Raw genomic sequence first — 14,201 nt, 5'->3', positions numbered from 1 at the left:
CTGATGTTTAAAAATGTCTATAACTGGATTGACGAACGTCTGGATGTTACGCCGATTTGGAGAGACGTGGCCGATCACGAGGTTCCTGAGCATGTTAATCCGGCCCATCATTTCTCTGCGTTCGTGTATTGCTTTGGCGGACTGACCTTTTTTATTACAGTCATACAGATTTTATCAGGTATGTTCTTAACGATGTATTATGTTCCGGACATTATTAATGCTTATGCTAGTGTTGAGTATTTGCAGACAAGTGTTGCATTTGGACAGATTGTCCGCGGGATGCATCACTGGGGCGCAAGTCTAGTAATTGTTATGATGTTCCTTCATACAATGCGCGTCTTCTTTACAGGCTCTTACAAAGCGCCGCGCGAGATGAACTGGGTAGTTGGAATGCTGATTTTCTTCGTAATGTTGGGACTTGGTTTAACAGGTTACTTGTTGCCTTGGGATAATAAAGCTTATTTCGCAACAAAGGTAACTCTTGAAATAGCCAATTCTGTTCCAGTGATGGGGCCGGTGCTGAAGGAACTGATGCAAGGTGGAACGATTGTTGGTGCCGAAACCTTAACTCGTTTTTTCGCACTACATGTATTCTTCCTCCCAGCGGTGCTTCTTAGTCTGCTCGTAGGACACTTTATTATGATCCGCAGACAAGGGATTTCCGGACCGTTGTAAGTTAATCTGAGAGAGGAGGAATACGGATGGCGCATGGAAACAATTCTAAGGAAAAGGTTGTATATGTCGGTGATTCCAGAGTTCGCAGAGGGAACGGATTTATCACACCTCCGGACTACACGGCTTACCCCGGCAAATCGGAAGCCTTTATCCCTAACTTTCTACTGAAGGAATGGATGGTCGGAGTCGTTGTACTTGTAGGAATATTAGTCCTTACTATTTCAGAGCCAGCTCCGCTGGGGTTTCCAGCAAATGCTAGTGCTACGGTTATCCCGATTCCTGACTGGTATTTCTTGTTCCTCTATCAGTATTTGAAGCTCCCATATGCTTCAGGCGATTATATCGTTCTGGGTACACTAGGAGTTACTGGTGTGGCTTTTGGTTCACTTCTGTTGGCTCCCTTTCTGGATACGGGTAGAGAGCGTCGCTTTTACCGTAGGCCGATTGCTTCATCTTTAATGTTCTTGTCACTTGCAGCAATTGTTTATTTGACCAATACAGCCTGGACTGAATACAAACATGAAATGGCTGAAACGGATCAGATTCCTGAAGATGTTCAAAGGGAAGAAAAGGCGGCGGAGAACAGGGCAAAGGGTCTTCCGACCTCCAGTGCCGTTAAGCCAAAAGAAGTAGCGATTGTGGACAAGGATGATCCTGCTATGGGGCTCTTCAAGCAAGCCACTTGTATCTCCTGTCACGCAGCGGATTTGAAAGGGGCGGGCGGACCTTCACTTCGTGGAGTTGGAGACACTCATGACAAAGAAGCAATCCTTACTATTATAAAAGAGGGTCAAGGGCAGATGCCGAAAATGTACGATACCGCCTTGGGAGCAGGTCTATCAGAAGCGGATATTGATACCTTGGCCGGCTGGCTTGCCAAACAAAAAAGCGAACAGTAAAATAATGATAACGCAACCTGATCGTGCATGCGGTCAGGTTTTTGTATGTCTAAATGCAAAGTGCCATTACTTGGGGAGGTTAATAATCTGTATGCCAGTTCATTGGTTTAACAAACTGTTTAAGAACCGGGGAATTATTTGGTTGTTATTTATCGTAAATTTCCTGGGTACAATTTATGGTTACATATGGTATGGCAATCAACTGGAGTTCACTGCGGCTAATTATCCACACTGGCTGCTTCCATTTGTTCCGGATAGTCCAACCGCAAGTTTGTTTTTTACCTTGGCTCTGTTGCTGATGCTCTTCCCTCCAAAAAGCTACACAGGAAACAATGTAAGGGAACTTATTGAGGCTTTGGCGGTCGTTACGTCAGTGAAGTACGGGATATGGGCAGTGAGTATTATTTTTGCCGGGGGTTATCACGGTGATGTTTTGGTTTGGAAAGATTGGATGCTGGTAATCTCCCATACGGGGATGGCAGTTGAAGCATTGATTTATGCAAGGTTTTTTTCTTTCCGCAAAATGATTCCATTAGCCCTGCTTTGGACACTCGCCAACGATATGCTGGATTATTCTTACGGAATCTATCCGTGGTTACCTTCTGTTTTGAACGATTATGTTATACAGGTACAGTACTTTACAATGGCGCTTACGCTGCTTAGTGTTGCAGCTGCTTGGTTGTTTAGTAGAAGACAAAGACCGGTAGAGTCAATCTATCAGTTCAAGAATAGACGTTAGTAAGCAGTTCTATCCCTTGTCCCCCTGCCATACATTTAGAATTATAAGAAGTATAAGTTTTATACTATGCTTTATCCTTATAATTTTACGAGAAACGAATATCGTCTTTAAAAGACGACAACGTCGTTTCTTCTTAAGTAGGAGGGGGATGTCTCATGCTCCGCGGGAGATATTATGTAGTGGTTGTTCTAGTATTCTGCTGGCTGCTGTCCAGTATGGATGTTGTAAAGGCTTCAGCAGCGCTAGGGGATGCTGGTGAAGGGTCTGGCAAAGCTTCGAAGCAAAGCGCCGACGTTAGTTCGGGCAACGGTTTGGCAGTAATGAGCGGAAAGACTGGAGCGCAGCAGCTGGAACAAGCTGCTGAGGCATTGTATGGGTATGTTTTGGAAGGGGATGTAATGAAGGTCCGACAGGAGACCGAAGCGATCTCCAAGATCTTTGTGTCCTCATCCTTTGAAGGAATGACCTCTGTGGAGGGTATTAATGCATTGTCAGGGGTCATTATGGACCTGAAGGCTACCGTGGCAGGAGCGAAAATAAATCCACAGCAATGGGAAGCGGCAGCCGCCAAGCTACGTCTAGCTGCCAACAGTCTTAATCATCCGCGCCAGCCTATTTGGCTTCAGTACTACAAGCTGATTCGTGAGGATCTAAATGCGATGGAGCAAAGTGCGGTTGCGAATGATATGGCGGGCTGGAAAACAGCTCTGGAAAGACTGCAGGGCAGGTATGATAACATCCGGCCGGCAGTGATTGTCTCCCGCCAGCCTGAAGTTGTGAATGCTTTTGATTCCTGGCTCTCATATGCGGCCGGCATTCCTTCGTCCTCACAAAAGGTTGAACGTGCCCGCCTGCTTGAAATTGTATCTTATGGTCAGGATGCGGTAAGAGTAATGTTCGGAAAAGAGAAGGATGAACCTGCTTTGTCCTTGCCGCTGGCATCGCAAGAATTTGGGATTTGGGGAGGGTTAGCCGCAAGCTTCATTATAGCTGCGTTAGCCTATGTAGCCTATCGCAAGTATCGTGGTCAGAATCAGAATTGGAAGCCGATTCCGTAGGATGAAATTATAAACAGCAAAAAGGAGTGTGGGCTTGAAATGGCCTACACTCCTTTTTATTTAGGTTTCTCGAAAGCCTTCTCCATGTACGTCGTGTACATCACTAATAATTACGAAGGCGCGTGGATCAACGGATTTGACCAGCAGACTTAGCCGGCGGATTTCTTGCCTTGAGACTACACAGTACACCATATATTTGGCTTGCTTGGAATAAGCACCAATGGCAGGGATGAGGGTTACACCACGGTCCATTTCGGCTGTAATCAGATCGGCAATTTGTGGTGCTTCATCACTGATAATTGTAAATGCCTTGGCAGCATAGGCGCCTTCTTGGATAAAATCTATAACTCGTGATGAGATAAAAACTGCGACGAGTGTGTAAAGTATTTTTTCTTTAGGAATGTAGAGGATGGAAGAGCCAATAATAATAATGTCGATGGCCAAAATAATCTGCCCCATGCTCCAACCAAAATTCCGTCCCAGAATTCTTGCGACAATATCTACACCACCTGTTGTACCCCCAAAACGGAATACAAGCCCAAGCCCCGTTCCAAGCGTTACTCCTGCATACAGTGCCGCAAGAATAAAGTCGTGTTCGGTACTGAAGGGGATAATCCATCCCGCAGTAATCATTCGTTCGAAAACCCACAGGAAAAAGGTCAATGCCCCAATCCCTACACCTGTATACACAATTTGCCGCCCGCCTAGAACTTTCCAGCCTAGCAGAAACAAAGGAAGATTGATCAGCAGTGTGGATAAAAAGATGGGAATACTAAAGGCATAATTAAGGAGAAGTGTGATCCCGGTTACGCCGCCTTCCATCAACTGATTAGGAATGATGAAATACAGTAGCCCGAAGGCATATACTGCGGCTCCGAGCAAGATGGGAGCGACTGTCTTGCTGATTGTAATTACCTTTTTTGAATTCATGAAATCCCTCGTTAGGCCTTTTGTAGGCAGTTTTTCTTTTCCTATAATAAGTATACCTTTTCTTGCGTGTGTTAAAATATTCAAAAAAGATTGTCTTCAAAACGTCTTTACGATAACATAGGGGCAAACAGAAGGCAAGATATACAGAGGGGGAGAAGTTACATTTTATGGACAAAAGTCTTGGTGACATACAGCGTGAAGTAGACGCTTATATATCGCAGTTTAAGGAAGGGTACTTCAGTCCACTCTCTATGCTGGCCCGCATGTCCGAGGAAGTCGGAGAACTGGCTAGAGAGGTCAATCATGAGTTCGGCGAGAAGCCTAAGAAGTCTGATGAAGCTGAGAATTCCATTGAACTTGAACTGGGAGATATTCTGTTTATTACCGTTTGTTTTGCAAATTCTCTCGGGATAGACCTGACGGAAGCGCATAATAAGGTAATGCATAAATTTAATACCCGTGATGCGGGACGTTGGACGCCGAAAGACACCGATTAGGCCTCTATAACATATGCTGTACCAAACGAACGGGATTTAGCCGTGAGGATGGTGTGTATATGGATCATAAGGATTATGTAAGAGAGGCCTACCGCTCGATATTGCGCAGTGACTTTGCCGAAGCTATTGTTTGCTTCGAGTCTGCAATTGCAGCAAGCCCTGCTGATGCCGAGGTTAGATATCGTTGTTCCATAACGTATGCCCGCAGTGGTATGCTAGATAAAGCTTTAGTTCATGCTCAGGCTGCTGTAAAGCTGGACACCAGCAAACCTGAGTATAGTCTGCATCTGCAGCATTTGCAGGCTATGATGCATGTACAAGAAGCCAAACGGTTGATAGAAGATGAAGATAACAAAACTCGCAACCCTTATCATCCGATTACACTGCTCAAAGAGGCTATTACCCTTGATCCATTATATGGGGATGCTTATGTATGGCTTGCTATCGCGCATAGCCGAGTGAATGAACATTTACAAGCTATGACTGCCTTAAAAGAAGTGATTTCGTTACATCCGGATGATTCTGGCTTGCGGGAATTGATGAGAGACCTTCAGAAATCCATACAATCGTATATGCAATAACTATATAACTAGTGAGAGCGAGGATGGAAAAAATATGAATAACAAGATCAGGGTCGTTGTATCCGGCGCAGGCGGAAGAATGGGTAAAGAGGTTGTTAAACTTGTATTGCAGGACGAAGAGCTGGAGTTAGCAGCAGCAGTAGATCGTTCTTCGGGCGATATTGATGCAGGGCGTCTGGTAGGTCTGGAAGACTCAGGCGTTATTGTAACTTCTGATCTTGAGGCCGCCCTCGCGGGAAGCAACGGAGATGTCCTTGTCGATTTCACTACACCGCAGTCAGCGTATACGAATACAGCGCTAGCTATTAAGTACGGAGTGCGTCCGGTTATCGGTACAACCGGATTCACACCGGAGCAGATGGTGGAACTGGACAAGCAGTGTCAAGAACAGGGGATTGGCGGACTTATTGCTCCGAATTTCTCCATTGGAGCTATTCTATTGATGAAATTTGCGGCACAAGCTTCAAAGTACTTCCCGCATCTGGAAATTATAGAGTATCATGGTGACCAGAAACTGGATGCTCCATCTGGAACTGCGGTCAAAACCGCAGAGATGATTTCGGAAGTTCGTGAGGAACTTCGTCAAGGTAATCCTAAAGAGGAAGAAACCATTGAAGGTGCCCGTGGTGGTTACTATAACGGATTCCGGATACATAGTGTCCGTCTTCCTGGTGTGTTTGCTCAAGAAGAAGTGATTTTTGGTGGATTCGGACAATCCTTGAAGATTCGCCATGATTCTTATGAGCGTGCAGGATATATGCCAGGCGTTAAGATGGGTATTGAAAAGGTAATGGGATATACAGGCTTGATCTATGGATTCGAGCACTTTATAGAATAGACAGGAGAGAACACCATGTTAAAGATCGCATTTATTGCCCACGATCGTAAAAAAGATGAAATCGTAAATTTTGTATTAGCTTATGAACATGTATTTGAAGGTCATGAACTATTTTCTACAGGGACTACTGGCCAACGGATTATGGATGTAACTAACTTAAAAATTCATCGTTACATGTCTGGTCCATTAGGTGGAGATCAGCAAATCGGTGCAATGGTAGCACAGGATGAACTGGATCTTATTATTTTCATGCGGGATCCATTAATGGCGCAGCCACATGAACCTGATATTTCAGCTCTGCTTCGATTGTGTGACGTATACGGGATACCGGTAGCTACGAATATTGCCACAGCGGAGGTTCTTGTGAAGGCGATTGATCGTGGTGATTTTGCTTGGCGTGCACTGGTTCACAAATACAAACCGGGTGTTGATGAATGAAGCTGGACATTCTTGTATTTGGTGCGCATGCAGATGATGCGGAGATTGGTATGGCAGGAACAATTGCGAAACATACCGCTGCGGGACTTAAGGTGGGACTTTGCGATTTAACAGCCGCGGAAATGTCATCGAACGGTACAGTAGAACTTCGCAAGCAAGAAGCGCAGCAAGCTGCAGACCTTCTCGGAGCATCCGTGCGGACAAACCTGGGTCTGCCAGATAGAGGACTTTTTATTACAGCAGAGCATGTGGCGGCTGTGACTGCTGAAATTCGCCGCTTTTCTCCTACGATAGTTTTTGCTCCTTATTGGGAGGATCGTCATCCCGATCATATCGCCTGTAGCAAGCTGGTGGAAGAGGCTGTTTTTAATGCCAAGCTGCGTAAATATATGCCGGACAAGCCGGCAATTCCTGCTCCACAGCTGTACTTCTATTTTATCAATGATTTAGGACGTACCGATCTTATTGTTGATGTTACTGAACAATATGGCTTGAAGGAGCAGGCATTGTCCTGCTATCGCTCCCAGTTCACCAAACCTCCGGGTGCGGATACTGTATCCACACCGTTAACGGAAGGCTACATTGAACGAGTCCGTTCGAGAGATATGCTGCTTGGCCAGCGCAGGCTGATTCCTTATGCAGAAGGGTTTGCAACCAAGGTACCTCATACGGTGGAATTGTTTACTTAAGGAACGGATATAACGAAGTTTGTATGATAATATAATAAGCTGATTAAGATTGATCCAGGAGCGCTTGGAATGAATACGCCATTGCGCTCCTGAGAGCTTTTTTTGAACAGCTTAGAGAAATGAAGTCCTGTGTGATTTTGAAAGAAACGGTGTTCGCTTCGCTTTTTTGAAAGCGGCCGACAAACAATAGATGATTCATTACACGAATCAATACTGGAGAAGAAGGAGACAGGAAGATGGATCGTATGCTAAAAATAGGAATTACCTGTTATCCGTCTCTTGGCGGTTCAGGCGTAGTTGCGACTGAATTAGGTAAACTCTTGGCCGAGAAGGGTCATGAAGTTCATTTTATTACACATAGTATCCCGTTCCGGTTGGGAACGTTTCAGAAAAATATTTTTTACCATGAGGTAGAAGTAAACGATTATTATGTATTCCGCTATCCTCCGTACGATCTAGCGCTTGCTACGAAGATGGCTCAGGTTGCCAAAATGCAAAATCTGGATCTTCTCCATGTTCACTATGCAGTGCCACACGCAGTGTGTGCTTTCCTTGCAAAGCAAATGCTTGGGAACGATATGAAGGTTGTAACGACTTTGCATGGTACGGATATAACGGTGCTTGGTCAGGATGAATCGCTTAAAGATTTGATTCGTCTGGGGATTAATGAAAGTGATGCCGTTACAGCGGTCTCTCAGGATCTTATTAGAGAAACACGGGACGTACTCGATATTACCCGCGACATTGATCTCACTTATAACTTCGTGGATCATCGGGTCTATTATCCGCGTGATGTAACGGATCTGCGGGGAGATTTCGCAGCGCCTGATGAGAAGATTCTGATGCATATCAGTAATTTCCGTCCTGTAAAAAGAGTCAGCGATGTTGTTGACGTTTTTGCAAAAGTGAATCGTGAACTGCCTTCACGCCTGCTGCTTGTGGGTGAAGGTCCGGATCTTCCCAAAATTCAAGCCAAAATTAGCGAAATGGGTCTGGAAGATAAAGTTCGTTTTCTGGGAAGGCAGGATGAAATCGCTCAGGTGATCTCTTTAGCTGATCTGCTTCTGCTACCTTCCGAGAAGGAAAGCTTTGGTCTGGTTGCTCTGGAAGCAATGGCTTGCGGCGTACCGACGATTGGCTCGCAAACCGGAGGCATCCCTGAGCTTATAGAGCATGGAAAGACTGGATTCCTTGCACCGATTGGCGATACAACGGCTATGGCTAAATATGCAGTTAAGCTCCTGTCGGATGAACGTATGGTGCAACAGTTCAGAGAAGCTTGTCTACAAACAGCCTGCAAAGATTTCTGTAAGGATTCGATAACGAAACAATATGAAGATATTTATTACCGGGTGCTGGGGCGCAAGGTACTTGGACTGGACCCGGTTCGGGGGTAAGGAGTCATATATGGAATGGACAATGGCACCTTCTGCGATGGCAATTGCAGCGGAGATTGTAATTTCCGAGTTAACCCAAAATGGTCACGAGGCTTATTGGGTTGGAGGATGTATTCGCGATGAGCTGTTGGGTAGGCCAGTGCATGATATGGATATTACAACCTCAGCACTGCCGGAGGAAGTGATAGCTATCTTTGCGCGCAGTGTGCCAACAGGATTAGCTCATGGTACGGTCACCGTGATACAGGATGGTTGTGCGTTTGAAGTGACAACATACCGGACAGAAAGTGGTTATGTAGACCACCGTCGTCCAGAGCATGTTTTTTTCGTCAACGATGTGAAGGAGGATCTTCGTCGTCGTGATTTCACGATCAACGCGATTTGCTGTGGATTAAATGGGGAACTTATTGATCCTTTTGAGGGTGAGAAGGATCTACAGCTGCAGGTGATTCGCTGTGTAGGCGATGCGGAGGAGCGGTTTGACGAAGATGCGCTTCGCATGCTTCGCTGCATTCGTTTTGCATCGGTGCTGGATTTCTCCATCGCGAAGAACACGTGGAGGGGCCTGATGCGCCAGCGGGATAAGCTGGCGCATATTGCTGTGGAGCGTGTCCGCGCGGAGCTGGACCGCATCGTCGAGGGGCCGCATCCTCTGCGCGGCCTCGGCATGCTAGCGCGCTGCGAGCTGCTGGCGCGCGGCAAAGCCCCGTTCCCCTGGACCGGAACCGATATGGCGGCTGCTGCCGCCTTAACGGCCGGGATCGGGGAACTGGAGAGCGCCCGCCTGCGGTGGGCGCTTCTCCTCCATGCCCTGAAGCAATCGGCCCAAGAGGCCGATGTGCTGCTGCGGGCATGGACGTTCTCGGGGACGACGCGGAGCGGCGTCGTCCAGGTGCTGCGGGTCCGCGAAGCTTGGACCGCTGCGATAGAGGCCATGCCGCCGGGTACGGGCGGCATGGAAGGTCTGCGGCGGCAATGGATCGCCGCCGTGCTGGCCTTCGGCGTGGAAGCCGCCGAAGGGTGGCTCTCGCTGCTGGCGATCCTGCCAGCCGCCGCACCTTCGCTTCCCGCTGTGGTTTCACTGGCGGCCTCTTCTGCCTTTTCCGTCGTGGAATTGACAGAGGCCTCAACAACACCTGCCGCTGTAAATGTACAAGCGGCAAGAGAATGGATCGCTCAAATGCCGCTAACCAGCCTTTCAGAGCTTGAGATTACAGGCAATGAGCTGGTGGGGGCTTTGGACAAACGTCCGGGACCATGGCTAGGCAAAATGTTAAATGGACTCCTGCAAGCGGTCGCTTCAGGTGATTTACCTAACGATAAACAATTATTACTGCTTGAAGCAAAAAGGATGGATAGACATGAGCGATGATAAAGCGCTGTCGCTAACTGAGCTGAAGCGAGAGACCTCCGCTTCGAATTGGGTAGGCGTCATTCAGTTGCTGGAATCTGTGGTGTCCACTCAAGAAGAAGCTAAGTTTTTAGCGGAGAACGGCGCGCCGGAAGGGACAACTGTCATCGCGGAAGAACAGACGGGCGCCCGAGGCCGAATGGGAAGAAAGTGGTTTTCTCCCCGTGGCAAGGGCATTTGGATGAGTATTGTGTTACGGCCCCAATTACCCTTGTCGGAGACTGCGCAGCTGACATTGCTGGCTGGGGTTGCCGTCTGTAAGGCAATTCGACGGGTAACAGGTGTAGATGCCGGCATCAAATGGCCGAATGATCTGCTCGCAGGCGGTCGTAAGATTTGTGGGATTTTACTGGAATCTTCTCTAAGAGAAGGGGAGCTTCATTATTGCATTGCTGGAATTGGCATTTCCGCGAACATGACAGAGGAAGATTATCCTGATCATCTGCAGGAGGTCGCGACTTCACTTCGGATTGAGCGGGGCGGTGCTCCAGTTGACCGTTCTGAGCTGGTAAAAGCGGTTTTGGACGAGCTGGAGATGCATTACAATTTGTACATGAAGCAAGGTTTTAAACCCATCAAAGAGCTCTGGGAGTCCATGTCAGTGACTTTGGGCCGCCAGATCGCACTGAATAGCCCTCAGGGGCGTTCTGAAGGTGTGGTAGTAGGTTTGGATGAAATAGGTGGTCTGCTGCTTAAAAACAGCTTGGGAGAGATCTCTAACGTATGCTCAGGTGAGATTGAACTTTTATAATATTTTTTATATGACAAGGGTATCATCCCTTGTCATATTTTTTTCGTGTAATTCCGAGCTTTTTTTGTTATACTATGGGTCGGAGGCGGTATCGTTTAACGAACTGTACTCTTGAACTGAAGAACTTTTTTATATTTTTATTATTGGAAATACCTTCATAACTGCGTTTGACGGTTACGTTGGATTCTGCTCTGAGCCGTAAGGACCGAGACAGAAGGGACGATCGCAAGTGACTCTTTTTTGCCCTTCGGACCTTTTTAGCAAATGATTGCTAAAAGGTTTTTTTGTTGCGATTTTTACGGGCAGGTTACTTAAAAAAGGAGGACGAAAAGAGAAATGGCAAACAAACAAGCGCTAAATATTGTAAAAATGAAAAAAATGAAAGCAGAAGGTGTGCCTCTGAGCATGCTGACCGCTTATGATTATCCGTCTGCAGTTCTTGCAGAAGAAGCAGGTATCGACCTTATTTTGGTTGGTGACTCTCTTGGGAATGTAGTCCTTGGATACGATACAACTTTACCGGTAACGATTGAAGATATGGTGTACCATACCCGCTCGGTAACTCGAGGAGCACAAAGCACCTTTATCGTGGCGGATATGCCATTTATGACTTATCACGGAAGTGTAGATGAAACTCTGCGGGGAGTGCGCAGATTAATGCAGGAAGGGCGGGCTCATGCCGTCAAAATGGAAGGTGGACTCGAGATTTGTGAGACTGTAGCTACGGTGGTAGCTGCGGGAGTCCCTGTACTGGGACATATCGGGCTTACTCCGCAATCCGTGAATATGATTGGTGGCTACCGGATTCAAGGCAAAGATGCCAAAGATGCGCAGCGCCTGATGGATGAAGCTAAGGCGCTTGAGGCCGCAGGTGCTTTTGCAATCGTTCTGGAGCTGGTAACGGAAGAAGTAGCCCAAGCGATCTCTGAAGCGCTTAGCATCCCAACCATTGGGATCGGTGCAGGCCGTTACTGTGATGGACAGGTATTGGTTTTCCATGATTTGCTGCGGTATGCCTCACCTTACCGTGAGAAACGTTTTGTCAAAACCTATGCGGATGTGGGTAATGTAATCCGTGAGGGCATCAGCCAATATGTGAAGGAAGTGAAGGGACGTTCCTTCCCAGATGAAAGTCACGTTTTTAATGCAGATGAAACGGTTTTGGAATCTTTATATGGCGCTGCAAGAAAGGAAGGGAAATAAATGAGAGTCGTCAGAAGCATTGAGCAGCTGCGCGAAGCTTTGGAGTATATGAGACAAGGCGGGCACGCCCCGATTGGGTTCGTTCCTACGATGGGATACTTGCATGACGGACATGCCAGTCTGCTTCGCCGGGCTGGAGAAATGAGCAACACAGTGGTAATGAGCATTTTTGTGAATCCTTTGCAATTCGGGCCAAACGAGGATTATGATTCCTATCCGCGTGACGAGCGTCGTGATTTGGAACTCGCTGAACGTGAGGGAGTAGATATTGTATTTATCCCCAGTGTGGAAGAAATGTATCCGCAGCCTACTCGGACTACGGTCTCGGTATCGGAGCTTACTACCCGTCTTTGTGGGGCTTCCCGCCCTGGGCATTTTGATGGTGTAACCACAGTGGTTAATAAATTCTTCAATATCGTACAGCCGGATTATGCTTTCTTTGGGCTGAAGGATGCTCAACAAGTTGCTGTGCTTCGCCGAATGGTGTCCGATCTTAATATGAATGTCGAAATTATTCCTTGTCCGATCGTTCGTGAAGGGGATGGACTTGCACTCAGCTCACGTAACGTATTCTTGTCTCCAGAGGAGCGTAGTCAGGCATTGGTGTTATCTCGTTCCTTACGTGAAGCACGTCAGTCTATTGAAGAAGGAAAAGTAACAACCGTTGCTGAAGTGCGGGAATTGTTGACATCGGTTATTTCCAGCTCTCCTCTAGCGGTGATTGATTATGCGGAGATCCTAACATTCCCTGATCTTGAAGGATTAGAGGATGAAGCTCTTTTATCAGAAGTGGATGGGGAAATTATAATAGCGCTCGCCGTGAAGTTTGGCAGAACACGCTTAATTGATAATAATGTATTTATTCCAAAGGAGGTTGCTGCACTTGTTTAGACATATGATGAAATCCAAAATTCACCGCGCAACAGTAACGGAAGCGAATTTAAACTATGTGGGCAGTATTACCATTGATGAGAGCTTGATGGAAGCCGCAGACATTCTTGAGAATGAAAAAGTTCAAATTGTGGATAACAATAATGGTTCGCGACTGGAAACCTATGTAATCCCTGGACCGCGTGGAAGCGGAGTGATCTGTCTTAATGGTGCCGCAGCTCGTCTTGTTCAGCCGGGCGATACAGTAATTATCATTTCGTATGCGATGTTGTCCTCAGAAGAACTGGAGTCACATAAGCCAACGGTGGTATTCGTGGATGAGAATAACAAACCAGTGAAGCTGGCTGATCATGAATTGCATGCTACAATCGCTTAATGTATGGACTTACGCCATGTAATGAATGGCAGGGATGAAAGACCCCGATCTCGCAGAAAATGAAGTCAGGCAAGCTGAACTGATTTCATCTTCAGTAAGGGGGGATCGCCCATGTTTCAACATTTGTTTGCTGAAATGAACAAGGTGCTTCAGGAGATCGTAACAGATTACCCTACAGCGGAGGGTGCCCGCCGGAACGAGCTTTTATGCAATTATAATATGCTGCATAGACTGAGCGACAAAGTGATGGATGAATGGCTCGCTTTTGCTGAGAAGCTTAGTTCCTTTCGCGAAAGTGCGGATTTTACAGCAGTGGTCGAAGAGGAAGTGCCGGAACAGGAAGCACCAGAGCTATGTATGGATTCCTTTGTAAGAGGTCAGGGGTATTATAAGCTGCTGATGTATGGAAAGTGTATTGATCAGTTTAAAGAAGTTATTGCGCAATACCCGGATAGCTTGGCTGCTCGATTATATTTAGCCATCTCTTATCTGCAGGAAGGTGACGGTGAGGCCGCTTGGAGTCATCTGAACCATATGCTGGGCTTGATACGGGAAACCAAGCTGAAAGCCATGGTTTATAATGCTTTAGGGTGCATACGAGCCTCACAGGAACGTTTCAATGAAGCGCAGGAATTGTTTGATCTTGCTTTGCAGCATGACCCTGCGCTTCCGGAACCAAACGTTAACTTAGAGGTATGCCGCCGTCGTGGAGGGAAGCTGCACTTTGGAAATCAGCTGGTTTCCCTTTTGTAAAAGAATAACGGTTTTGGAAATTTCCATTCAAGCGATGCATCCCCTGAACCAGTGGTGTGCATCGCCTTTTTTCGC

17 protein-coding genes are annotated in these 14,201 nt (G+C 46.8%); 16 read left to right on the top strand and 1 reads right to left on the bottom strand.

Annotated features, from left to right (window positions below):
* The first annotated feature begins 3 nt into the window (after positions 1–3).
* The 4 genes from qcrB (at position 4) to NSQ91_RS21450 (ending at position 3,371) form a co-directional block, all read left to right on the top strand.
* Positions 4–675 (top strand): menaquinol-cytochrome c reductase cytochrome b subunit, encoded by a 672-nt coding sequence (qcrB, locus tag NSQ91_RS21465; protein WP_036676266.1) that lies wholly within the window; start codon positions 4–6, stop codon positions 673–675.
* Positions 676–701: 26 nt separating this feature from the next.
* Positions 702–1,574: a menaquinol-cytochrome c reductase cytochrome b/c subunit gene (locus tag NSQ91_RS21460; RefSeq protein WP_076127526.1), complete on the top strand. Its 873-nt coding sequence runs from the start codon at positions 702–704 to the stop codon at positions 1,572–1,574.
* Between the two features lie 91 nt (positions 1,575–1,665).
* Positions 1,666–2,313 carry a DUF1405 domain-containing protein gene (locus NSQ91_RS21455; protein ID WP_051490910.1) on the top strand — a complete coding sequence of 216 codons (648 nt, stop codon included), beginning with the start codon at positions 1,666–1,668 and terminating at the stop codon, positions 2,311–2,313.
* A 155-nt stretch (positions 2,314–2,468) separates the two neighbouring features.
* The gene (locus NSQ91_RS21450) at positions 2,469–3,371 is read left to right on the top strand and encodes a sporulation protein YpjB (RefSeq protein ID WP_076183998.1); all 903 of its coding nucleotides are present in this window, start codon (positions 2,469–2,471) and stop codon (positions 3,369–3,371) included.
* A gap of 60 nt (positions 3,372–3,431) precedes the next feature.
* Here NSQ91_RS21450 and NSQ91_RS21445 read toward each other — a convergent pair whose 3' ends face one another.
* A complete protein-coding gene (locus tag NSQ91_RS21445) occupies positions 3,432–4,301 on the bottom strand; it encodes a YitT family protein (RefSeq protein ID WP_076127532.1) in 870 nt (289 codons plus the stop codon).
* 167 nt (positions 4,302–4,468) lie between these two features.
* Between NSQ91_RS21445 and NSQ91_RS21440 the strand changes: the two genes are divergently transcribed.
* The 12 genes from NSQ91_RS21440 (at position 4,469) to NSQ91_RS21385 (ending at position 14,126) form a co-directional block, all read left to right on the top strand.
* The gene (locus NSQ91_RS21440; protein WP_036676271.1) at positions 4,469–4,798 is read left to right on the top strand and encodes a nucleotide pyrophosphohydrolase; all 330 of its coding nucleotides are present in this window, start codon (positions 4,469–4,471) and stop codon (positions 4,796–4,798) included.
* A 59-nt stretch (positions 4,799–4,857) separates the two neighbouring features.
* A complete protein-coding gene (locus tag NSQ91_RS21435; protein ID WP_036676272.1) occupies positions 4,858–5,379 on the top strand; it encodes a tetratricopeptide repeat protein in 522 nt (173 codons plus the stop codon).
* A gap of 34 nt (positions 5,380–5,413) precedes the next feature.
* Positions 5,414–6,217, top strand: coding sequence for a 4-hydroxy-tetrahydrodipicolinate reductase (gene dapB, locus NSQ91_RS21430; RefSeq protein WP_036676273.1), 804 nt, complete (start codon positions 5,414–5,416; stop codon positions 6,215–6,217).
* A 15-nt stretch (positions 6,218–6,232) separates the two neighbouring features.
* Positions 6,233–6,655, top strand: a complete 423-nt coding sequence (gene mgsA / locus NSQ91_RS21425) for a methylglyoxal synthase (RefSeq protein ID WP_036676275.1) — start codon at positions 6,233–6,235, stop codon at positions 6,653–6,655.
* The gene (gene bshB1, locus NSQ91_RS21420; RefSeq protein WP_076127533.1) at positions 6,652–7,344 is read left to right on the top strand and encodes a bacillithiol biosynthesis deacetylase BshB1; all 693 of its coding nucleotides are present in this window, start codon (positions 6,652–6,654) and stop codon (positions 7,342–7,344) included. The genes mgsA and bshB1 overlap by 4 nt, the downstream gene beginning before the upstream one ends.
* Positions 7,345–7,580: 236 nt before the next feature.
* Positions 7,581–8,741, top strand: coding sequence for an N-acetyl-alpha-D-glucosaminyl L-malate synthase BshA (gene bshA / locus NSQ91_RS21415; RefSeq protein WP_036676278.1), 1,161 nt, complete (start codon positions 7,581–7,583; stop codon positions 8,739–8,741).
* Positions 8,716–10,113: a CCA tRNA nucleotidyltransferase gene (locus NSQ91_RS21410; RefSeq protein ID WP_256716478.1), complete on the top strand. Its 1,398-nt coding sequence runs from the start codon at positions 8,716–8,718 to the stop codon at positions 10,111–10,113. Before bshA ends, NSQ91_RS21410 begins: the two co-directional genes overlap by 26 nt.
* Positions 10,103–10,903 (top strand): biotin--[acetyl-CoA-carboxylase] ligase, encoded by an 801-nt coding sequence (locus NSQ91_RS21405; RefSeq protein ID WP_076304038.1) that lies wholly within the window; start codon positions 10,103–10,105, stop codon positions 10,901–10,903. Before NSQ91_RS21410 ends, NSQ91_RS21405 begins: the two co-directional genes overlap by 11 nt.
* A 336-nt stretch (positions 10,904–11,239) precedes the next feature.
* On the top strand, positions 11,240–12,106 hold the full coding sequence (gene panB, locus NSQ91_RS21400) for a 3-methyl-2-oxobutanoate hydroxymethyltransferase (RefSeq protein ID WP_076304039.1): 867 nt from the start codon (positions 11,240–11,242) through the stop codon (positions 12,104–12,106).
* Positions 12,107–12,997 (top strand): pantoate--beta-alanine ligase, encoded by an 891-nt coding sequence (gene panC / locus NSQ91_RS21395; RefSeq protein WP_036676286.1) that lies wholly within the window; start codon positions 12,107–12,109, stop codon positions 12,995–12,997.
* Positions 12,990–13,373: an aspartate 1-decarboxylase gene (panD, locus tag NSQ91_RS21390; RefSeq protein ID WP_036676288.1), complete on the top strand. Its 384-nt coding sequence runs from the start codon at positions 12,990–12,992 to the stop codon at positions 13,371–13,373. The genes panC and panD overlap by 8 nt, the downstream gene beginning before the upstream one ends.
* Positions 13,374–13,484: 111 nt before the next feature.
* The gene (locus tag NSQ91_RS21385; RefSeq protein ID WP_076127543.1) at positions 13,485–14,126 is read left to right on the top strand and encodes a tetratricopeptide repeat protein; all 642 of its coding nucleotides are present in this window, start codon (positions 13,485–13,487) and stop codon (positions 14,124–14,126) included.
* The last annotated feature ends 75 nt before the right edge of the window (positions 14,127–14,201 follow it).

The sequence above is a fragment of the Paenibacillus sp. FSL R7-0048 genome (genome assembly GCF_038004505.1).
In the GTDB taxonomy this organism is placed as follows: domain Bacteria; phylum Bacillota; class Bacilli; order Paenibacillales; family Paenibacillaceae; genus Paenibacillus_AQ; species Paenibacillus_AQ odorifer.
The sequence above is the reverse complement of the archived record's forward strand: the minus strand, read 5'-3'. Positions and strand labels throughout refer to the sequence as shown.